The sequence below is a fragment of the Stenotrophomonas lacuserhaii genome (assembly GCF_039674585.1).
Taxonomy (GTDB): domain Bacteria; phylum Pseudomonadota; class Gammaproteobacteria; order Xanthomonadales; family Xanthomonadaceae; genus Stenotrophomonas; species Stenotrophomonas pennii_A.
The window spans coordinates 118,778-138,431 of the sequence record NZ_JBDJNU010000001.1; the positions used below are offsets into that span (position 1 = coordinate 118,778).

Sequence of the window (19,654 nt, forward strand, 5' to 3'; positions counted from 1 at the left end):
CATGCGTAACACGCTCCCGCTTCTTCTGTCCCTGGCCATCATCTTGGCGCACCCTTGCGCCGGGCCCGCTGCAGGACGTGACGAGAGCCGATATGCGTTCAATGAGGGATTTCTGGTCGGCAATCTCCCAGCCAGTGCGCAGTCCTATGCGGATGGCAACTCATTGCCCGCGGGAATCCATCGCCTGGAGATCCGCATCAACGGTGTGCTGGACGATACGAGCGATATCGACATCGATCCGCAGGGACGCGTGTCCTGCCTGCCGGTGGATATCCTGCAGCGTCTGCCATTGCGCCCTGCGCTGCGCGAAGCGCTCGACAAGGCCGGCGGGTGTGCGGATCTATCGACGCAGGTGGAGGGCGCCCGTGTCACGGTGGATGCCGCCACCCTGCAGTTGCGGATTTCAGTACCGCAGGCCGCGTTGGACGCCGGCCCCCGTGGTCATGTCGCACCGGCGCAGCGCGATCAAGGGCTGACCGCCGGTTTCATCGATTACACGTTCAACCATTACGCCGCTGCACAGCGCAGCGCGGCCTATCTCGGCGTCGCCGCTGGCTTCAATGCGGGGTCATGGCGGCTGCGCCACCGGTTTTCACTTGGCCGCCGACGGGGCCGCCTGGACCATCAGGCGTACGCCACTACATTGCAGCGTGATCTGGCCGACTGGAACGCCCGGCTTGTAATGGGGCAGGGAGCCACCAGCAGCAGCCTGTTTCCTTCCGTCCCGTTCATCGGCGCAAGCGTGCTGACGGACGAGCAGATGCTGCCCGATTCACAACGTGGCTACGCGCCAGTGGTAAGAGGAACTGCAGAAGGCAGCGCCCTGGTCACGGTTCGCCAGAACGGGCAGGCCATCCGGGAGCTGAGCGTGGCGCCGGGGCCTTTCATCATTGACGACCTCTACCCGACAGCTTACAGCGGCGACCTGCAGGTCACCGTAATGGAAGCGGATGGTCGTGAGCAACGGTTCGACGTCAGTTTTTCCGCCGCGCCCTTGGCGCTGCGGGCGGGTACATCGCGCGTGAACGTAGCTGCCGGGCAACTGGACAGTCTGCAGACAGGTTACCGGGACACGCCGCTGCGGACAGGCCGTCGTTTCGTCGAAGCCACCTACGCGCGCGGCCTGTCCAATACGGTCACTGCATTGGCCGGCGCGCAGTGGGCAGAGCACTATCATGCCGCTTCGGCAGGCATTGCCCTGAACACGCGCATCGGTGCGTTCGGTTCCGATCTCACCTCTTCTTCTGCACGGCCGCCAGGTGTCGCTGCGCGCTCAGGGTCCAGTGTTCGCCTGAATTACCAACGCTATGTTGCCGGTACGGCGACCCGGATTGGGCTGTCCTCTTCGTGGACATTGGCACGGGGTTTCTCCGGCCTGGCCGATCACCTTGATCCCTACAGCGGGGGCAAGGAAACGAAGGCCGAGCGCTCCCGTCTGCATTGGAACATCAACCAACGACTCGGCGACCACAGTCAGTTCTACCTCATGGGCAGCCAGAGCACCTCGTGGCGACATGCTCAAGGTCACCTGCAGTATCAGATGGGATGGCAGCAGTCACTGGGCAGCGTGAACATCGACGTGTCCGCGACGCGCAGCGACTCCGGTGACGGCGGCCAGGACGTGCGTTACGCGATTGGCATGAGCATGCCACTGGGCCGGGCGATGCACGCTCCGCGGCTGATCACGCGTCTGGACCGCGCGGACACTGGATCGCGTCAGAGCCTTGACATCAGCGGCTCCCTCGGTGCTTCGAATCCTTTCAGCTATGGTGCATCGGCGAGCCGCGGCAGCCATGGCGACACCAGCCACCTGAGCGGGACATGGCAGTCGAGCCATGGCCGATTCCATGCCAGTGCGGGGCATGCGGAACAGGGCGCGACGCGTTCGCTGGGCGCGGCGGGCAGTCTGGTGCTCCACGCGGGGGGGCTCAACGCGGGCCCAGCGAGCCCCGGTACGCTGGTGCTGGCCCATGCCGCTGGTGCGGAGGGGGCGCGCGTGGGCCTGGGGGGCGACATCCGCATAGCGCGTAACGGCTACGCGGTGCTTCCGCATGCAAGCCCCTATCGCTGGAACCGTATCGAGCTGGACCCGAGTGGACTGCCGCTCGACGTCTCTGTGGTACGGACCTCGCAACAGGTTGCGCCCACGGCAGGCAGCATCGCGTCAGTAACGTTCGATGTACGTCGCGATAGCGTGTTGTTCATCGATGCCGTCGACTGGCTGGGCCGCTCGCTGCCCTTCGCGGCCGTGATCCACGACGAGCAGGGACGGGCCGTGGGTGCGGTAGGTCAAGGCAGTGTGATCCAGCTGCGCGGCGCGCAGGCACGTGGCGTACTGACCGCCCGAGTCGACGGCCGGGCTCTCTGCCGCCTTGTCTATGAACTTCCTGCAACCCCCGATGCAAACGGGCTGAAATGGATCCAGTCCACCTGTACGCATACGGGGTCCATGGATTGAATTCTTCTTCTTCTTCTCTTCAACTCTTCCTTGAAAGGACTGCGCCATCATGTATTTTCGTACTCTTGCTTCTTGCCTGCTTGTGACAGGCGCCTGTGTCGCGCTGGCTGCGCCTGCGAGCGCGGCTACCCTGACCATCGACGGTGAACTGCGGGCAGGAACCTGCTCGCTGAGCGCACCCGCGGTGACGCTGCCCGCCATGCCGGCCAACACGCTGAAGGAAGGCGACAACAGCCTGGTCGAAGTCGATCTCGCGCTGACGGGCTGTGTGGGCGTCAAGAAGGCCACCCTCACGTTCGACGGTGCCGCCGCTCCGAACGACGGCGATCGCTGGGAAAACACCGGCGCCGCCGAAGGTGTGTCCTTGTCGCTGCTGAAAGAGAAAACTGGAACCACCTACATCAAGAAGGGCGATACCCAAGTGCTGACAGTAGCCGCCGACACGGCAACCTTCCCGATGCGCGCCGGCTACTTCTACACGAAAGGTTCCGCTCTGGCGGCCGGCACGGTGGCTGCCAGCATCACGATCACTGCGGCGTATGAATGATCACGGATAGCAAGCGTTGGTTGCCTGATCCTGTATACGTCAAACAGATCATTCTGATCCGTAGTCCCGCGCATCTGTACCGGCGATGCAGCGCATCCTGCAGCATGAGCGGGAAGGCTGCGGTCACGACTGCCTGCAACTGACTCCCGCGGGAGCACTACGTGGTCGGCGGTAGTACCTTGCCCGGGTTGAGAATCCCATCCGGATCCAGCGCAGACTTGATCGCGCGCATCGCCATCAACGTTTCGGGGCTGAAGGCCTGTGCCATGAATCCACGCTTGGCCAGGCCGATGCCGTGCTCGCCTGACAACGTACCTTCAAGTGCCAGCGTCAATGCGAATATCCGCGGCAGCGCGGCCTGCGCGCGCGCATTCTCATCCACATCGTCCGGGTGATAGAGGATGTTGACGTGCAGGTTGCCATTGCCGGCGTGGCCGAAGGTCACGATGGTCAGGTCGAATTCGGCGGCCAGTGCCTGCACGCCGCCCACCAGCGCCGGGATGCGCGACACCGGCACCACCACGTCTTCATTGATCTTGCCGGGCGCGATGCTGCGCAACGCCGGTGAAAGCGCCTTGCGCGCCGCCCACAGCTTCTCGCGCGCCGCGCCTTCCATCGCCACGTCCAGCGCGATCATGCCGTCACCTTCGGCGGCATTCGCCAATGCCTGCAGCAGGTAGGGCAGGGTGTCATGGTCGCCATCGGCTTCGATCAGCAGCATCGCACCGGCGTCCGGTACATCGGCGCCATTGAGGCGCAGCAGCTGCAGGCTGCGCGCATCCATGAACTCCAGCCGCGTCGGCACCACCGGCTGTCCCATCACCCGCGACACCGCCTGCGCGGCGGCATCGGCATCGCGATAAAGCACCCGCAGCCCGGCCTGGGCGACCGCCACCGGGGTCAGCTTCAGGGTGGCTTCCACGATGATCGCCAGCGTGCCTTCACTGCCTACCAGCAGGTGGGTAAGATCGTATCCGGTGGCATCCTTGGTGTAGGCGCCACCGCAGCGGACCAGGTCGCCGGTGCCGGTCACCGCCACCAGCCCCAGCACGTTGTCGCGGCTGGTGCCGTACTTCACCGCGCGCGGGCCGCCCGCATTGCAGGCCAGGTTGCCGCCGATGCTGCAGATATCCGCACTGGACGGGTCGGGCGCCCAGAACAGGCCGTGTGGGGCCAGTGCCTGCTGCAGATCACCATTGAGTACCCCCGGTTCCACCACGGCGCAGCGATCGCCCGGACGAACGGAGAGGATCTGGTTCATGCGCGCCAGTGACAACACGATGCTGCCCTGCAGGGGGACTGCGGCACCGGTGGTGCCGGTGCCGGCACCGCGTGCGACCAACGCCACGCGATGCGCGCGGCAGGCCTGCACGATCGCCTGCACCTGCTCGCGGTTGCAGGGCAGGGCGACCGCCAGCGGCAGTTGATGGCGCCAGGAGTTGTCCTGCGCATTGGCGTCCAGCGCGGTGGAATCGGTGCGCCAACCGTCGGTGCCGAGCAGCAGTGACAGTTCGGCAACCAGCGTGGCGGGCAGTTCGGTGTACATGGTGATTCCAGCGGAAACCAAAGGATGGGGCGCTCAGCTGTCCAGCCGGAACGCATCGCGCAGCCACTGCAGGCGCGGCGGGTCACCGCTGGCCTGCACCACGTCGAAGCGGCACGGCCGTTCGCACAGCGCCGGATGTGCCTGCAGGTACAACTGCGCGGCCAGCACCAGTCGCTGCTGCTTGCGATGGTCCACCGAGGCGGCAGCGCCGCCGAAATCCGCGCGTGCGCGGTAACGCACTTCGACGAACACCACCGTGCCGCCATCGTCCATCACGCGGTCCAGCTCGCCACCGCGGTAGTTCACGTTGCGGTCCAGCACCTGCAGCCCGGCCTCGCACAACAGGCGTTCGGCGGCCGCTTCGACCGCCGCGCCACGACGGGCCCTGTCAGTTGGCATTGGCGATCGGCATCGGCCGGCCGCCGCTGAAGGTCGACCACGCCGGCACGCGCAGGATGTTGCCGCCGCCGTCCAGGTACAAGGTGCCGGTGGCGCCGGACAGCCCGCCCTGGGCGGCCAGCGATTCCATGTACGCGCTGATCTTCCACGCATCGAAACCGAAGGCGAACAGCCGGCCGGCGGCACCGCGCGCGCTGGGCAGCATCTGGCCGGCGGTGCCGGCGCTGGGCAGGCCGGCCACGCCGCGCACGTTCCAGGCCTCGTTCGGATAGATGATGCCGTCCAGTGCCATGTCTTCTTCCGGTTTGCCGCTGCCGACGGTCAGCTGCGAGGTGCCCACGCGGGTGCCACCGCCGACGCCGGCAAGCGCAAGCTGCGGCGCCAGCTGGCGGGCCTGCGGGGCACGCACCGCCAGCAGCACGCCATCGGCCTGTCCGGCGGCGCGCAGGCGCGCACTGATGTCGCCCACGGCGTCGGCTACGCCTATCGTCGCCAGTACCTGGCCGCCGCGCTGGGTGAAGCGTTCGGCGAATGCGGCCGCGGTGCGGCGGCCGGTGTCATCACTGCTGTGCAGCACGATCACCTTGGCGCGTTCGCGGCCGCGCAGGTATTCGGCGGCCATCACGCCGTCGTCTTCCGGCGCCAGCGAAAAGCCCGCGCTGCCGGCCGGTGGTGCATCCTTGCCGCGGTTCAGCGCCAGCACCGGTACCGGCAGCTGGGCGCGGCCGTAAACGGCATCCACTTCATCGCGTCCCAACGGACCGACGATGAAATCCACGCCGCTGGCCACGGCCCGGTCGTAGGCCGACAGGGCACCGGCCGGGGTACCGGCGGTGTCGATGAAATCAATCTCCGGCTTGCGCCGGGTTTCACCGTAGTAACCGGTCAACAGGCCATCGCGCACCGGCTGTGCGGCGGTGGCGAGGCGGCCGGTCAACGGCAGCAGCACGGCCAGCTTCACCGGCGGCCGGTAGCCATCGCTCATCGCCGGCGGGCGCTTGCTGGTGTCGAACTGGGCGTTCGCCGCATCGCGGTCGAACGGACGCGGCAGCGGCATGCCGCGCGCGATCAGGGCACGGCCGGCGAAGTTGTACAGCGGGTCATTGGCCGGCAGCGCCGCGGCGCGCGACTGCAGGGTGGCGTCATCCAGCGTGCCGAGCAGGCCGATGATCGCCGACTGGTTGTCGGTGCGCGGCTTGCCGGACAGCCCGACATGGGCGCGGGCACGTTCCTGCGCGGCGCCGAAGTTGTCGCCGGTGGCCTGCAGGGCAGCGGCGCGGGCCAGCTGCCAGCGTGAAGCCAGTGCCGGCAGCAGCTCGGTGGCCGGTTCGGACAGCGCGGCCAGCGCCTGCGCGGGTTGCTTGTCGGCCAGTGCCAGTTCGGCGGTGGTCAGCAGGTAGCGCTGGCGGCTGGCGGCGGACAGCTGGCGCGGCTGCAGCTGGGACAACAGGCTGCGCGCGCGCGTGGCATCGCCGGCTTCATGCCAGGCGAACGCGGCGTCGGCCAGCGCGTTGCTGCGTGCTGCTCCGCGCAGGGTACCGGCAAGGCTTTCCAGCTGCATCGCCGCATCGCGCGGGCGGCCTTGTTCGATCAGCAGCAGGGCCTGGCTCTGCGCCGGTGAGTCCGGTGCACTGGTGAGGCTGGTGGTGGCGCAGCCGGCCAGCAGCAGCAGCGACAACGACAGGGCGGAGATCCGGACGACAGGCTTGTTCATGATCGGGTCCATGCAGTAGGGGCAGCGGCCGTGGCCGGGTACACGCTAGGATTCTACCCTTGACCTTGGAGTGCCGCTGAAATGACCGTTGCCACGCTGTATGTCGTTGCCACCCCGATCGGCAACCTCGCCGACCTGAGCCCGCGCGGGCAGGAGGTGCTGCGGACGGTGGCGGCAATCTGTGCCGAAGACACCCGGCGCACCGGCCAGCTGCTGTCGCATTTCGGCATCTCCCAGCCGCTGGTGGCCCTGCACGACCATAACGAAGAGGTGCTGGCGCAGCGCATCGTGGCCCGCCTGCAGGCTGGCGAGTCACTGGCGCTGGTCAGCGATGCCGGTACCCCGCTGGTCAGCGATCCGGGCTTCCGGTTGGTGCGCGCGGCGCGCCAGGCCGGGATCCGGGTCAGCCCGGTTCCCGGTGCGTGCGCGGCCATCGCCGCACTCAGCGTGGCCGGCCTGCCCAGTGATCGCTTCACCTTCGAAGGCTTCCTGCCGGCCAAGGCCAGTGGGCGTCGTGATCGGCTGCAGGGCCTGGCCGGGGAACTGCGCACGATGGTGTTCTACGAGTCCTCGCACCGCATCACCGAGTCGCTGGCCGACATGGCCAGCGTGTTCGGTGGAGAGCGGCCGGCGGTGCTGGCGCGTGAACTGACCAAGCTGTTCGAAACCGTGCTCGATGGCGACCTGCACAGCCTGCAGCAACAGGTGGATGCCGATGAGAACCAGCGCAAGGGCGAGTTCGTGGTGATGGTGCAGGGCGCCGCCGATGACGAGCAGGCACAGCTGGCCGAAGGCCGTCGCGTGTACGCCACCCTCAGCGAGCACCTGCCGCCGTCCACGGCGGCCAAGCTGGCGGCCGAACTGACCGGTGCGCCGCGCAAGGCGCTGTACGGCAGCTGATGATCGCCGCCCCGAAGACGGGCGGATATGGGAGAATGCACGCGGCGGAGTCGGCCAGACAGTCGCGTCATCCTTCGGGATGCCGAGGAAAGTCCGGGCTCCATAGGGCAAGGTGCCAGGTAACGCCTGGGCGGCGCAAGCCGACGGAAAGTGCAACAGAAAGATACCGCCGAACGGCCTTCGGGCGCGTGGCAAGGGTGAAATGGTGCGGTAAGAGCGCACCGCGAGTCTGGCAACAGACCGGTACGGCAAACCCCACCTGGAGCAAGACCAAATAGGGACCTCATGGCGCGGCCCGCGTCGGGTCCGGGTAGGTTGCTTGAGCGTTGCGGTGACGTAACGCCTAGAGGAATGACTGTCCACGACAGAACCCGGCTTATCGGCCGGCTCCGCCACTCTCTTCAGCGGGTAGTACCGGCCGCTGGCCGGCACTACCCGGACGATGACCGGGCTCAGCCCGGCGTGCGGTACTGTCCGGCGGAAATGAATTTCGAGAAGTGCTCGCACCACACCACCACGGTGGTGAACTCATTCACGTCCACGTTGGCCGGCACATCCACCAGGAAGCGGTTGAAGGTCCTGACCTCGCCGATGCGCTGGGCGTTGGCCTTGATCTTCAGGAAGTCGGCCTTGTTGTCGACGAATTGGTGGACCAGGTAGACCTTGTAGTCCGGGCCCGGGCCCATCTTGCCGGCGAAGGCGACCTGGTGGGCGCTGACGCTGACCTTGCCTTCGGCCCAATGCACCGCGTCACTGCCTTTGAGGTCGCGACGGAAGGTGGTGCGGTAAGTGGCGTCGTCCATCGCGGTCTGTACCTGCTCGACCGGCGGATCGTCCGGGGCGATCAGGATAGGCAGGAAATACACACCCAGGCCGAAGCCGAGGCCGAGGGTGAGTACGTGGGTGGCGGCAAGGACGAGGATGCGACGCATTGATGACTCCCTATGAATTGAACATGCGCGTGGGGGCGCGCCAATTCAGCGTGTGATGGCGGCCGAGACATTCATAGAGACAGAGGCGACAGGAAAAGGGCGCACACGTTCATACCCCGCCGTGGAAGGCGAGACTGCCCTCGCCCACGAACGCGCCCTGCGGCCCGAAGCGTCGTTCGTGGATGGCACCCCGCCCATCGTGGTCGATCAGGATGAGGGTGCTGGCGCGGGTGCCGTAGTCGTCGCCACGGATGAAGGCCGGGCTGAGCCAGCGCTCCCGTTCCAGTCCGATCCCGGTGTCCGGCAGGTCGGCATCGGCAGGCCGGTGCTCATCGGCCAATGCCGTCCACAAGGGCTCCAGCGACGAGCTGTCGCTATCAATCCACGCTCTCAGCGCGTCCATCAGTCGTCGTGTCTTCGGCCACGGCGCATCGAGCGCGCCATTGGACAGGCCGTGGATGCCGGGTGCCAATGGCTGTTGTTCGGACGGATGGTTGCCGAGGAAATGCACGGCCTGCGCGTCTGCCAGCAGCAGGTTGAACGGGGCATATGTTGCGGCGACGCGCGACAGCCGGTCGGCGTGCACGGCGGCCGATGCCCTCCCGCACAGGTAGTCGGCGACCAGTGCACCGCGCGAAGGCCCCGCCTGCGACGCCAGTGGATCGCGCACGTTGGTGACCACCGCCATGCGGCCGCCTGAACCGACGCCTGCCCATCCGCCGCCTGAACGCAGGTCGCGGCCGCCGATCACCTGCGGTGCGTCGGTCCAGCGGGACAGCGCGGCGGTCGGCCGGGCGTGGAATTCATCGCGGTTTCCAGCCATCACCAGGCGCCAGCGCGGGTGATGCAGCCAGGACAGAGCAAGCAGGCACATGGCTCGCATTGTGCGGTTTTGCGCAGTTGCCGGCTACGTGATCGGCGCCGCCGCTGAATGCGCGGCGACGGTTTCACGCGCCGTGCACGCCCCTGAACTTCGTCCAAATCTCAAAATTTGAGACGAAACAGCCACTTGTGGATAAGCCTTGAACAAGTCTCTAAAGATCGCCGCAAGCTATTGATGGGACAGGTGATTTCCTTGTCCAAAAGTTGTTGACAACCCTTTGACCGCTGATAAGGTGGGCAACAGAGGGAAAACCGGGTCTTTTGTGGTTTTTCGTGGTTCAATGTTTCATCACGCTGAAGGAAAGGTGCACGCGTCGTGTTTCAGGGCGAGACGGCCATCACAGTTGACGATAAAGGGCGCATGGCGGTTCCGACCGTTCATCGCGACCTGGTCGCGCGCGTGAGCGGAAACCGCCTGGTCCTGACCTACAACCCGTTCGAATCCGGCTGCCTCTGGCTGTATGCCGAGTCCGAATGGGAGCGCGTCCGTGACGACGTCATGGCCAAGCCGAACACGCAGCGGGTGGTACGCCTGCTGCAACAGAAACTGGTCGGTTCGGCCGCACATCTTGAGCTGGACGGCAATGGCCGGATCAGCATCCCCGCCAGCCACCGCGGCGCGGTGGGCATCGAAAAAAAGGCGGTATTGCTGGGCATGGGTGACAAATTTGAACTGTGGAGCGAGCAGGCACACCGCGCATTGATCCAGCAGACGTTGTCTGACGAGGATCTGGGCGATGGGCTTCTCGACCTGAAATTGTGAGCCGGGGTGCCCGGATGCGCGGAGCAGCGCAGACCGGTCACCTCCCGGTGTCGCAGTCGCCGGCGGGTCATCTGCCGGTGCTGTACACCCAGGTCCTTGAAGGCCTGAGGGTGATCGAAGACGGAACCTACCTGGACGGCACGTTTGGACGTGGCGGTCATGCCCGTGGCGTGCTGGAGCAGCTCGGCGAGGCCGGCCGCCTGCTGGTCATGGACAAGGATCCGGATGCCATCGCGGTGGCCGAGCGTGACTTCGCGCCCGACCCGCGCGTGTCGATCTTCCGTGGCAGCTTCGCCCAGTTGCTGCAGTGGGACCAGACCGCCGCCGGCCTGGACGGGGTGCTGTTCGACCTCGGGGTGTCTTCGCCGCAGCTGGACGTGGCCGAACGCGGTTTCAGCTTCGGCAAGGACGGCCCGCTGGACATGCGGATGGACCCGGACAGCGGTGAAAGCGCGGCGCAGTGGCTGGCGCGCGCAGACGACACCGAGATCGCCGACGTGCTGTGGACCTATGGCGAAGAACGCCAGAGCCGCCGCATCGCCCGCGCGCTGGTGGCCCGCCGGCAGAAGCAGGCGTTCACCCGTACCGCCGAACTGGCCGAAGCCATCGCCTCGGTGATGCCGCGTGGCAAGGACAAGATTCACCCTGCCACCCGCAGCTTCCAGGCCATCCGCATCCACATCAACCGCGAACTGGCCGACCTCGAGGCGGGCCTGGATGCGGCCGTGCAACGGCTCAAGCCGGGTGGCAGGCTGGCCGTGATCAGCTTCCATTCGCTGGAAGACCGCATCGTCAAGCAGTACATGAACCGGTTGGCCAAAGCGCCTCCGAGCAACCGGCGCCTGCCCGAACAGCAGGTCTTCGTGCCCACGCTGGACCTGATCGGCGGTGCCATCAAGGCCAACGACGACGAACTGTCCGGTAACCCGCGCGCGCGTAGTGCGGTGCTGCGCGTGGCACAGAAGCGTGAGGTCGCCGGATGAGCCGGTTGATCCTGATCGTGCTGCTGGCCTGCACGGTCGCTTCGGCGATCGGCGTGGTGTTCGTGCGCCATCGCCATCGCCAGACCTTCATCGAGCTGGCCCGCGCCGAGCGCGTGCGCGATGAGCTGAACATCGAATTCGGCCGGCTGCAGCTGGAACAGGCGACCCTGGCCGAGGCCAACCGGGTCGACCAGGTGGCGCGTGAAAAGCTGGGCATGAAGTTCCCGGAAGCCGCCGACGTGGTGGTGGTCCGCCCATGAACAAGACCGGCCGCAACCGTCCCCGCAACGCCTTCAACCTGCGCCAGCGCCTGCGCTGGGTCGCGTTGGCGCTGGGCCTGTGTTCGGTGTCGCTGGTCGGTCGTGCCGCCTACGTGCAGTTGATCAACAGCGATTTCTACCAGCGCCAGGGCGAGGCGCGCTACCTGCGCGAGCTGCCGATCAAGACCTCGCGCGGGATGATCACCGACCGCAACGGCGAGCCGGTGGCGGTCTCCACGCCGGTGGCTTCGATCTGGGTCAACCCGCAGGAACTGCTGCGCACGCCGGACCGCATTCCGGAGTTGGCGACCGCACTGGGGTTGTCGGTGGACGACCTGAGCAGCCGCTTGAGCCAGAAGGCGGACAAGGAATTCATGTACCTGCGTCGCCGCATCAACCCGGACGATGCGGAAAAAGTGGTCGCGCTGAAGATCCCGGGCGTTGCCGCACAGCGCGAGTTCCGCCGCTTCTACCCGCAGGGCGAAGCGATGGCGCACGTGCTCGGCTTCACCAACATCGACGACCGCGGCCAGGAAGGGCTGGAACTGGCCTTCGACGAATGGCTGCGCGGCGAAGCCGGTGCCAAGCGGGTGATCCGCAACCGCAAGGGCGAAACGGTGGAAAGCGATCTGCTGCGCGCCGCCACGCCGGGCAAGGACCTGACCCTGAGCATCGATCGCCGCATCCAGTTCCTGGCCTACCGCGAGCTGCGCAACGCGCTGATCGCCAACAAGGCTGCGGGCGGTTCGATCGTGATCATGGACGTGGCCACCGGTGAAGTGCTGGCCATGGTCAACCTGCCCACCTACAACCCGAACTCGCTGGATGGCGCGGTGCCGGACACGCGCCGCAACCGCGCGGTGACCGACCTGGTCGAGCCGGGCTCGACGATGAAGCCGCTGACGATCGCGTCCGCGTTGCAGGCCGGCGTGGTCACCAAGGACACCATCATCGACACCAACCCCGGCTACATGTCGCTGGGGCGCTACACCATCCGCGACGTACCGCGTAACAACGGCGTGCTCAACGTCACCGGCGTGATCACCCGCAGCTCGAACGTCGGCGCGGCCAAGGTCGTGGCCAAGATGACCGACCAGGTGTTCTACGATTCGGTGCACAACTTCGGCTATGGCAGCCGTCCCGGCAGTGGCTTCCCTGGTGAATCCGGCGGCGTGCTGCCGCGCCCGGCGCGCTGGAGCGGTTCGTCCAAGACCACCATGTCCTACGGTTACGGACTGTCGGTGACCCCGCTGCAGATCGCCACGGCGTATTCGGCGCTGGGCAACGGCGGCCGGCTGATCCCGCCGACCTTCGTCAAGGGCCAGCACAACGAAGCCCGCCAGGTGGTCGATGCGGAAGTCGCCAAGGAAGTCGTGGCGATGATGGAAACCGTGGTCACCCAGGGCGGCGCCAAGCAGGCTGCGGTACTCGGCTACCACGTGGCCGGCAAGACCGGCACCGCACGCAAGGCCGGCCCCGGAGGCTACGAACGCGGCCACTACAACGCGCTGTTCGCCGGCGTGGTGCCGGCCAGCAACCCGCGCTTCGCCACGGTGATCGTCATCAACGATCCGCAGGCCGGCAAGTACTACGGCGGCCTGGTGTCGGCGCCGGTGTTCCACAACGTGATGGATGGCGCGCTGCGCCTGATGGACGTGCCGCCGGATGACATCCAGTCCTGGTTGACGGCGCAGCAGTCAGGCAAGACCGGTCATTCTGCTTCGGTGCTGCCGACGCCGCCGGCCGATGCCGTACTGCCCGCCGATGCCACCGCTGAATTCGACGCCGCGCTGCCGACCGCCGCGCAGGCCCCTGCGCCTGCCCCCGCACCGGCGGGAGGCACCCAATGAGCCGTTCGATGCTGCTGTCGACCCTGCTTCCCGATATTGCCCTGGCCGGCCGCGATGTGGCCGTCTCCGGACTGGTGATGGACAGCCGCGCGGTGCGTGCAGGCGATGCGTTCGTGGCGATCGCCGGCTTCGGCGCGCACGGCCTCGGCTTCGTCGACCAGGCGCGTGGCGCCGGTGCGTCGGCGATCCTGTTCGAGCCGCCGGCGCCGCAGGAGCTGCCCGCACCGGCCGACGCCATCGCCGTGCCCGGGCTGCGCGCGCGCATGGGCGCCATGGCCGACCAGTTCCACGGCGCGCCATCGCGCGCGATGCGCATGGTCGGGGTGACCGGCACCAACGGCAAGACCTCCACCGTGCAGCTGCTGGCCCAGGCCTGGCACCTGCTGGGCACCCGCAGCGGCAGCATCGGCACCCTCGGCGCCGGGCTGTTCGGCGACGTGCAGCCGACCGGCTTCACCACGCCGCTGGTGCTGCAGATGCATGCCCTGCTGGCCGAGCTGCGTGATGCCGGCGCACAGGCGGTAGCGATGGAAGTCAGCTCGCACGCGCTCGACCAGGGGCGCGTGGACGCCGTGCACTACGACGTGGCGGTGTTCACCAACCTCACCCGCGACCATCTGGATTACCACGGCGACATGGACACCTATGGCGCGGCGAAGGAGCGGTTGTTCCACCGCCCTGGCCTGCGTGCCTCGGTGGTCAACCTCGACGACGGCTTCGGCCGCGAACTGCACGCGCGCCTGCCGGCCGGCCAGCAGGCGATCGGCGTGAGCTCGCGCGGTGCGGCTGGCGCTGCGGTGCGTGCGCGCGACATCGTGCTGGACGGGCAGGGCCTGGCCTTGACCCTGCAGATCGACGAAGACAGCGCCAACGTGCGCTCGCCGCTGCTCGGTCGCTTCAACGTGGACAACCTGCTGGCCGTGGCCGGCACCCTGCATGCGCTGGGCCACCCGCTGGCCACCATTGCCGGCGTACTGGGCCAGCTGCAGCCGATCCATGGGCGGATGAACCGCCTTGGCGGCGCGGCGGGCGAGCCCACCGTGGTCATTGATTACGCACATACACCGGATGCCCTGGAACAGGCGTTGTCCAGCCTGCGCGGCCACGTCGCCGGCCAGCTGGCCTGCGTGTTCGGCTGCGGTGGCGAGCGTGACGCCGGCAAGCGCCCGCAGATGGCCGCGATCGCCGAACGCCTGGCCGACCAGGTGATCGTGACCGACGACAATCCGCGCGGCGAAGACGGCGACCGCATCGTGGCCGACATCCTCGCTGGCTTCCACACGGCGTCCACGGTGGTCGTGCAGCGTGACCGCGCACGCGCCATCGGCGCTGCGGTAGCCGCGGCAGGCGACGGCGATATCGTGCTGGTCGCCGGCAAGGGCCATGAGCCCTACCAGGAGATCAACGGCGTGCGCCACGCCTTCGATGACACCCGCGTGGCCGCCGCTGCGCTGGCGTCACGTGCGCAGGTGGGGGGAGCCGCATGAGGCGCACCCTGCTTTCGCTGATCGCCCACTGGGCCGGTGGCGAGATCCATGGCGACGACGTCGCCATCGATGCCATCAGCAACGACACCCGGCAGATGAGCCCCGGCAGCCTGTACGTGGCGCTGCGCGGGGAGCGCTTCGACGGGCACGATTTCGGCACCGATGCGCAGGCACGCGGCGCCAGCGCGCTGCTGGTCGAACGCCTGCTGCCGCTGAACCTGCCGCAGGTGCTGGTCGCCGACGGCGAGCTCGCGCTGGCCCGCATCGCCGCCGGCATGCAGCGTGATCGCAACACCGGCGTGTTCGCCATCACCGGCAGCAACGGCAAGACCAGCGTGAAGACCCTGCTGCTGGATATCCTGCGCCAGCACGCGCAGGTGGCGCACAAGGTGGTGCATGCCAACCCGGGCAACTTCAACAACGAGATCGGCCTGCCGCTGGCGGTGATCGCAGCGCCGGAAGATGCCGACTTCGCGGTCTATGAAATGGGCGCCGGCAAGCCCGGAGACATCGCCTACCTGACCGACATCGTGCGTCCGCGCTGGTCGCTGGTGAACAACATCGCCGCCGCGCACCTGGAACGCATGGGCAGCCTGCAGGGCGTGGCCAGCACCAAGGGCGCGATCTACGCCGCCCTGCCGGCCGATGGCGTGGCGGTGATCAACGCCGACGACGCCTTCGCGCCGTGGTTCGAGCAGCATTTCATCGGCACCCCGCCGCGTTGCGGCGTGCTGCGTTTCGGCCTGGACCACAGCGCGGACGTGACCGCAACGGCGATCAGCTTCGACGCCGCGGGCAGCCACTTCCTGCTGCATACGCCGGCAGGCGAAGCGACGGTAGCGCTGCCGCTGCCGGGGCGCCACAACATCGGCAATGCGCTGGCAGCCACCGCGCTGGCGCTGGCGGCAGGTATTCCGCTGCAGCAGATCGTGGCCGCGCTGGCGGTCACCGAACCGGTCCCGGGCCGCCAGATCGCCCACCGCCTGCCCAACGGCGCGGTGCTGGTGGATGACAGCTACAACGCCAATCCCGGTTCGCTGGCGGCTGCCATCGATGCGCTGGCCGGCAGTGGCCAGGACGCCTGGCTGGTGCTCGGCGACATGCGCGAACTTGGCCCGGACGCGGTGGCATTGCATGCGCAGGCCGGCCAGCGCGCGCGCCAGGGCGGCCTCAAGCGCCTGTATACGCTGGGTCCGCTCAGCGCTGCCGCGTCGGCTGCATTCGGCGACGGTGGTCGGCATTTCGAAACCCATGACGCACTGGCGCGCGCGCTGCAGGACGACCTGCATGCCGGCGTGCGCTGCCTGGTCAAGGGATCCCGTGGCAGCGCCATGGACAAGATCGTGAAAGCGCTGCTCGCGCAAGGAGAGGAAGCCCCCCATGTTGTATGAACTGGCTCGATGGTTGCAGCAGCTGGAGAGCTCGTTCGGGCTGTTCAACTACCAGACGTTCCGCGCCATCCTGGCCGCGTTGACGGCGCTGTTCCTGTCGCTGTGGATGGGCCCTGCGGTGATCCGCCGGCTGGCCCAGTTCAAGGGTGGCCAGCCGATCCGCACCGATGGCCCGCAGACCCATTTCGCCAAGGCCGGCACGCCGACCATGGGTGGCTCGCTGATCCTGCTGACCGTCACCCTGGCGGTGCTGGCCTGGGCCGACCTGAGCAACCGCTACGTGTGGCTGGTGCTGGCGGTGATGATCTGCTTCGGCGCCATCGGCTGGTACGACGACTGGATCAAGATCGTGCGCCGCGACCCCAACGGCCTGAAGTCGCGCTACAAGTACCTGTTGCAGTCGATCTTCGGCCTGGCCGCCGGCCTGTTCCTGTACTTCACCGCCGACGTGCCGTCCGCGCTGACCTTCTACATCCCGATGTTCAAGTCGGTGGCGCTGCCGCTGGCCGGCATCAGCTTCGTGGCCATCGCCTATTTCTGGATCGTCGGCTTCTCCAACGCGGTCAACCTGACCGACGGCCTGGACGGCCTGGCGATCATGCCAACCGTGCTGGTGGCCTGTGCGCTGGGCGTGTTCGCCTATGCATCGGGCAACGTGGTGTTCTCCAACTACCTGCAGATCCCGCAGATCCCGGGCGCGGGCGAGCTGGTGATCATCTGCGCGGCGATCGCCGGCGCCGGCCTCGGCTTCCTGTGGTTCAACACCTACCCGGCCATGGTGTTCATGGGTGACATCGGCGCGCTGGCGCTGGGCGCGGTGCTGGGCACCATCGCGGTGATCGTGCGCCAGGAACTGGTGCTGGTGATCATGGGCGGCGTATTCGTGGTTGAAACGCTGTCGGTGATGATCCAGGTCGCCTCGTTCAAGCTGACCGGCAAGCGGGTGTTCCGCATGGCCCCCATCCACCACCACTTCGAACTGAAGGGTTGGCCGGAACCGCGCGTGATCGTGCGCTTCTGGATCATCTCGGTGGTGCTGGTGCTGGTCGGCCTGGCCACGTTGAAGGTGCGCTGATGAATGACCTGTCGCGCCAGGCAACACGCCTTGAAGCCATCGGAGGCCACTTCGACAAGTGGCTGCTCGGCGCGATCATCGCGCTGACCGGGCTGGGCGTGGTGATGGTCGCGTCCAGTTCGATCGCGCTGATGAGCAGCCCGTTCTACTACCTCAACCGCCACCTGATCTTCCTGGCGGTGGGCATCGTGCTGGCCGGGCTGGCCATGCGTACCGAACTGAAAACCATCGAGCAGTACAACCAGCTGCTGCTGCTGGGCTGCTTCGCGCTGCTGATCGTGGTGTTCATCCCCGGCCTCGGCAGCAGCGTCAACGGCGCCCGGCGCTGGATCAACCTGGGCGTGTCCAAGTTCCAGACCGTTGAAGCGGTCAAAGTGCTGTACATCGTGTGGCTGTCCAGCTATCTGGTGCGCTTCCGCGACGAGGTCAACGCCACCTGGCCGGCGATGCTCAAGCCACTCGGCGTGGCCGGCGCTTTGGTGGTGCTGATGCTGCTGCAGCCCGATTTCGGTTCGTCCACCCTGCTGCTGGCGATCACCGCCGGCATGCTGGTGCTGGGCGGGGTCAACATGCCGCGCATGTCCATGCCGATCATCTTCGGGATGATCGGCATGACCGCGCTGGCGATCTTCGAACCCTACCGCATGCGCCGCATCACCTCCTTCCTGGATCCGTGGGCCGACCAGCAGGGCGATGGCTACCAGCTGTCCAACGCGCTGATGGCCGTGGGCCGTGGTGAGTGGACCGGTGTCGGCCTCGGCAATTCGGTGCAGAAGCTGTACTACCTGCCCGAAGCGCACACCGACTTCATCTTCTCGGTGACCGCAGAAGAGCTCGGCTTCATCGGCACCTGCCTGATCGTGGCGCTGTATGCGCTGCTGGTGGGGCGCACGATGTGGCTGGGCATGCGCTGCGTGGAAATGAAGCGGCACTTCTCCGGCTACATCGCCTTCGGCATCGGGCTGTGGATCAGCATGCAGAGCTTCGTCTCGATCGGCGTCAACCTGGGCATCCTGCCGACCAAGGGCCTGACCCTGCCGTTGATCTCCTCGGGTGGCTCCAGCGTACTGATGACCTGCGTGGCGATGGGCCTGCTGCTGCGCGTTTCGTATGAACTGGACCGCGCCGAGCGCCGCCACGCGGTGCGCATGGGCGGTGGAGACGATGCCAGCGAGGACGTCGTGCGCGCGCCGGCCGGCGCCGCGCCCGCCGCCGTTCCGGGCCGCGTGGCCAACGTCGCCAGCAGCCAGGAAACCAGGCCGGACGCACCGGCGCAGGGAACCGCCCCGCGTGGCACCAGCCGCCTGCAGACGCGCATCGAACCGACCTTCGGGAGGTTGTCATGAGCGCCCGCGCGCCTGTCGATCGCCCGGTGATGATCCTGGCCGGTGGCACCGGCGGGCACATTTTTCCCGGCCTGGCCGTGGCCCGCGTGCTGCGCGCGCGTGGCGTCCCGGTAACCTGGCTGGGCGCGGTGGGGCAGATGGAAACGCGCCTGGTGCCGCAGCACGGCGTGGCGATCGACACGTTGGACATCGCCGGCCTGCGTGGCAAGGGCAAGCTGGCCCTGCTGGGCGCGCCGTGGCGGTTGCTGCGTGCGATCCGCCAGGCCGGTTTCATCCTGCGTGACCGCAATCCGCGCGCGGTGATCGCCTTCGGCGGGTATGCCTCCGGCCCCGGTGGCCTGGCCGCGCGCCTGCACGGCCTGCCGCTGCTGGTGCACGAACAGAACCGTGCACCGGGCATGACCAACCGCTTCCTGTCGCGCTTCGCGCAGCGCGTGCTGACCGGTTTCCCCGGCAGCTTCGCCGCGCGCGAAGAGGCGGTCGGCAATCCCGTGCGTGCCGAGATCGCAGCGATCGCGCCGCCTGGACAGCGTTTCGCCGGCCGCAGCGGTCCGCTCCGCGTGCTGGTGGTGGGCGGCAGCCAGGGCGCGCGTGCGCTCAACACCGGCGTGCCACAGGCCATCGCCGCGCTGGGTGCGGCATGCCCGGTGACGGTGCGCCACCAGAGCGGCGAAAAGATGCATGGCGAGGCCGTGGAGGCGTATGCCAAGGCCGGCGTCGAGGCGGACATCACGCCCTTCATCGCCGACATGGCCGATGCCTTCGGGTGGGCGGACGTGGTGGTGTGCCGTTCCGGCGCGTCCACCCTGGCCGAGCTGTGCGCGGTCGGCGTGGGCAGCGTGCTGGTGCCGTTCCCGGCCGCCGTCGACGACCACCAGACCCGCAATGCCGAGTACCTGGTCGAACGCGATGCCGCCGTGCTGTTGAAGCAGGGCGACGCGCTGGTCAGCGGCATCACGTCACTGTTGCGTGAACTATCCGAAAATCCCGCCCGCCGCATGCAGATGGCGAAAGCCGCACGTGCGCTGGCCAAGGTCGATGCCGCAGAGCGCATCGCCGACATCATCCTCGAGGAAGCTGTATGAACAACGTGCCGCGCCACCGCGCCGACACCCCGCGGA

17 protein-coding genes and 1 other RNA gene are annotated in these 19,654 nt (G+C 67.4%); 13 read left to right on the forward strand and 5 right to left on the reverse strand.

The window, feature by feature from the left end:
• Window position 1: 1 nt before the first annotated feature.
• Together ABE522_RS00475 and ABE522_RS00480 are read left to right on the forward strand one after the other, a co-directional pair.
• A complete protein-coding gene (locus tag ABE522_RS00475; RefSeq protein ID WP_346589800.1) occupies window positions 2-2,458 on the forward strand; it encodes a fimbria/pilus outer membrane usher protein in 2,457 nt (818 codons plus the stop codon).
• Window positions 2,459-2,507: 49 nt separating this feature from the next.
• On the forward strand, window positions 2,508-3,005 hold the full coding sequence (locus ABE522_RS00480) for a fimbrial protein (protein WP_346589801.1): 498 nt from the start codon (window positions 2,508-2,510) through the stop codon (window positions 3,003-3,005).
• Window positions 3,006-3,162: 157 nt separating this feature from the next.
• Here ABE522_RS00480 and ABE522_RS00485 read toward each other — a convergent pair whose 3' ends face one another.
• Genes ABE522_RS00485 through ABE522_RS00495 form a run of 3 tightly spaced genes read right to left on the reverse strand, consistent with a single transcriptional unit; the run spans window position 3,163 to window position 6,664 of the window.
• Window positions 3,163-4,551, reverse strand: a complete 1,389-nt coding sequence (locus ABE522_RS00485; RefSeq protein WP_346589803.1) for an FAD-binding oxidoreductase — start codon at window positions 4,549-4,551, stop codon at window positions 3,163-3,165.
• Between the two features lie 33 nt (window positions 4,552-4,584).
• Complete coding sequence (locus ABE522_RS00490; RefSeq protein ID WP_346589804.1) at window positions 4,585-4,950, reverse strand: YraN family protein; 366 nt, start codon at window positions 4,948-4,950, stop codon at window positions 4,585-4,587.
• Window positions 4,940-6,664 carry a penicillin-binding protein activator gene (locus tag ABE522_RS00495; protein ID WP_346589806.1) on the reverse strand — a complete coding sequence of 575 codons (1,725 nt, stop codon included), beginning with the start codon at window positions 6,662-6,664 and terminating at the stop codon, window positions 4,940-4,942. The genes ABE522_RS00490 and ABE522_RS00495 overlap by 11 nt, the downstream gene beginning before the upstream one ends.
• Window positions 6,665-6,745: 81 nt before the next feature.
• On the opposite strand from ABE522_RS00495, the gene rsmI reads away from it, so the two are divergent.
• Both rsmI and rnpB read left to right on the forward strand, forming a co-directional pair.
• A complete protein-coding gene (rsmI, locus tag ABE522_RS00500) occupies window positions 6,746-7,564 on the forward strand; it encodes a 16S rRNA (cytidine(1402)-2'-O)-methyltransferase (RefSeq protein ID WP_346589807.1) in 819 nt (272 codons plus the stop codon).
• Between the two features lie 46 nt (window positions 7,565-7,610).
• Window positions 7,611-7,959: RNase P RNA component class A (gene rnpB / locus ABE522_RS00505), an RNA gene on the forward strand.
• 57 nt (window positions 7,960-8,016) lie between these two features.
• Here the strand turns inward: rnpB and ABE522_RS00510 are convergent.
• Entirely contained in the window at window positions 8,017-8,496 is a 480-nt protein-coding gene (locus ABE522_RS00510; protein WP_346589809.1) for a DM13 domain-containing protein, read from the reverse strand.
• Between the two features lie 109 nt (window positions 8,497-8,605).
• Window positions 8,606-9,370, reverse strand: a complete 765-nt coding sequence (locus ABE522_RS00515) for an NRDE family protein (RefSeq protein WP_346589811.1) — start codon at window positions 9,368-9,370, stop codon at window positions 8,606-8,608.
• Between the two features lie 324 nt (window positions 9,371-9,694).
• Here ABE522_RS00515 and ABE522_RS00520 point away from each other — a divergent pair, with 324 nt between their 5' ends.
• Genes ABE522_RS00520 through murG form a run of 9 tightly spaced genes read left to right on the forward strand, consistent with a single transcriptional unit; the run spans window position 9,695 to window position 19,618 of the window.
• A complete protein-coding gene (locus ABE522_RS00520; RefSeq protein WP_346589813.1) occupies window positions 9,695-10,141 on the forward strand; it encodes a division/cell wall cluster transcriptional repressor MraZ in 447 nt (148 codons plus the stop codon).
• 14 nt (window positions 10,142-10,155) lie between these two features.
• Window positions 10,156-11,124 carry a 16S rRNA (cytosine(1402)-N(4))-methyltransferase RsmH gene (gene rsmH / locus ABE522_RS00525; protein ID WP_346589814.1) on the forward strand — a complete coding sequence of 323 codons (969 nt, stop codon included), beginning with the start codon at window positions 10,156-10,158 and terminating at the stop codon, window positions 11,122-11,124.
• Window positions 11,121-11,384, forward strand: coding sequence for a cell division protein FtsL (gene ftsL / locus ABE522_RS00530; RefSeq protein WP_042613642.1), 264 nt, complete (start codon window positions 11,121-11,123; stop codon window positions 11,382-11,384). Before rsmH ends, ftsL begins: the two co-directional genes overlap by 4 nt.
• Entirely contained in the window at window positions 11,381-13,234 is a 1,854-nt protein-coding gene (locus ABE522_RS00535; protein ID WP_346589816.1) for a peptidoglycan D,D-transpeptidase FtsI family protein, read from the forward strand. The genes ftsL and ABE522_RS00535 overlap by 4 nt, the downstream gene beginning before the upstream one ends.
• Complete coding sequence (locus ABE522_RS00540; protein WP_346589818.1) at window positions 13,231-14,721, forward strand: UDP-N-acetylmuramoyl-L-alanyl-D-glutamate--2,6-diaminopimelate ligase; 1,491 nt, start codon at window positions 13,231-13,233, stop codon at window positions 14,719-14,721. Before ABE522_RS00535 ends, ABE522_RS00540 begins: the two co-directional genes overlap by 4 nt.
• Window positions 14,718-16,112, forward strand: a complete 1,395-nt coding sequence (locus ABE522_RS00545) for a UDP-N-acetylmuramoyl-tripeptide--D-alanyl-D-alanine ligase (protein ID WP_346589819.1) — start codon at window positions 14,718-14,720, stop codon at window positions 16,110-16,112. The genes ABE522_RS00540 and ABE522_RS00545 overlap by 4 nt, the downstream gene beginning before the upstream one ends.
• Window positions 16,102-17,187 carry a phospho-N-acetylmuramoyl-pentapeptide-transferase gene (gene mraY, locus ABE522_RS00550; protein WP_057507808.1) on the forward strand — a complete coding sequence of 362 codons (1,086 nt, stop codon included), beginning with the start codon at window positions 16,102-16,104 and terminating at the stop codon, window positions 17,185-17,187. The genes ABE522_RS00545 and mraY overlap by 11 nt, the downstream gene beginning before the upstream one ends.
• A complete protein-coding gene (gene ftsW / locus ABE522_RS00555) occupies window positions 17,187-18,533 on the forward strand; it encodes a putative lipid II flippase FtsW (protein ID WP_042613647.1) in 1,347 nt (448 codons plus the stop codon). Before mraY ends, ftsW begins: the two co-directional genes overlap by 1 nt.
• A complete protein-coding gene (gene murG, locus ABE522_RS00560; RefSeq protein WP_346589820.1) occupies window positions 18,530-19,618 on the forward strand; it encodes an undecaprenyldiphospho-muramoylpentapeptide beta-N-acetylglucosaminyltransferase in 1,089 nt (362 codons plus the stop codon). The genes ftsW and murG overlap by 4 nt, the downstream gene beginning before the upstream one ends.
• Window positions 19,619-19,654: the final 36 nt, after the last annotated feature.

Excerpts from the sequence above, each read along its gene's own strand:
- ABE522_RS00475 (WP_346589800.1), top strand. The coding sequence starts at position 2 with ATGCGTAACACGCTCCCGCTTCTTCTGTCCCTGGCCATCATCTTGGCG.
- ABE522_RS00480 (WP_346589801.1), top strand. The coding sequence starts at position 2,508 with ATGTATTTTCGTACTCTTGCTTCTTGCCTGCTTGTGACAGGCGCCTGT.
- ABE522_RS00485 (WP_346589803.1), bottom strand. The coding sequence starts at position 4,551 with ATGTACACCGAACTGCCCGCCACGCTGGTTGCCGAACTGTCACTGCTG.
- ABE522_RS00490 (WP_346589804.1), bottom strand. The coding sequence starts at position 4,950 with ATGCCAACTGACAGGGCCCGTCGTGGCGCGGCGGTCGAAGCGGCCGCC.
- ABE522_RS00495 (WP_346589806.1), bottom strand. The coding sequence starts at position 6,664 with ATGAACAAGCCTGTCGTCCGGATCTCCGCCCTGTCGTTGTCGCTGCTG.
- rsmI (WP_346589807.1), top strand. The coding sequence starts at position 6,746 with ATGACCGTTGCCACGCTGTATGTCGTTGCCACCCCGATCGGCAACCTC.
- ABE522_RS00510 (WP_346589809.1), bottom strand. The coding sequence starts at position 8,496 with ATGCGTCGCATCCTCGTCCTTGCCGCCACCCACGTACTCACCCTCGGC.
- ABE522_RS00515 (WP_346589811.1), bottom strand. The coding sequence starts at position 9,370 with ATGTGCCTGCTTGCTCTGTCCTGGCTGCATCACCCGCGCTGGCGCCTG.
- rsmH (WP_346589814.1), top strand. The coding sequence starts at position 10,156 with ATGCGCGGAGCAGCGCAGACCGGTCACCTCCCGGTGTCGCAGTCGCCG.
- ftsL (WP_042613642.1), top strand. The coding sequence starts at position 11,121 with ATGAGCCGGTTGATCCTGATCGTGCTGCTGGCCTGCACGGTCGCTTCG.
- ABE522_RS00535 (WP_346589816.1), top strand. The coding sequence starts at position 11,381 with ATGAACAAGACCGGCCGCAACCGTCCCCGCAACGCCTTCAACCTGCGC.
- ABE522_RS00540 (WP_346589818.1), top strand. The coding sequence starts at position 13,231 with ATGAGCCGTTCGATGCTGCTGTCGACCCTGCTTCCCGATATTGCCCTG.
- ABE522_RS00545 (WP_346589819.1), top strand. The coding sequence starts at position 14,718 with ATGAGGCGCACCCTGCTTTCGCTGATCGCCCACTGGGCCGGTGGCGAG.
- mraY (WP_057507808.1), top strand. The coding sequence starts at position 16,102 with ATGTTGTATGAACTGGCTCGATGGTTGCAGCAGCTGGAGAGCTCGTTC.
- ftsW (WP_042613647.1), top strand. The coding sequence starts at position 17,187 with ATGAATGACCTGTCGCGCCAGGCAACACGCCTTGAAGCCATCGGAGGC.
- murG (WP_346589820.1), top strand. The coding sequence starts at position 18,530 with ATGAGCGCCCGCGCGCCTGTCGATCGCCCGGTGATGATCCTGGCCGGT.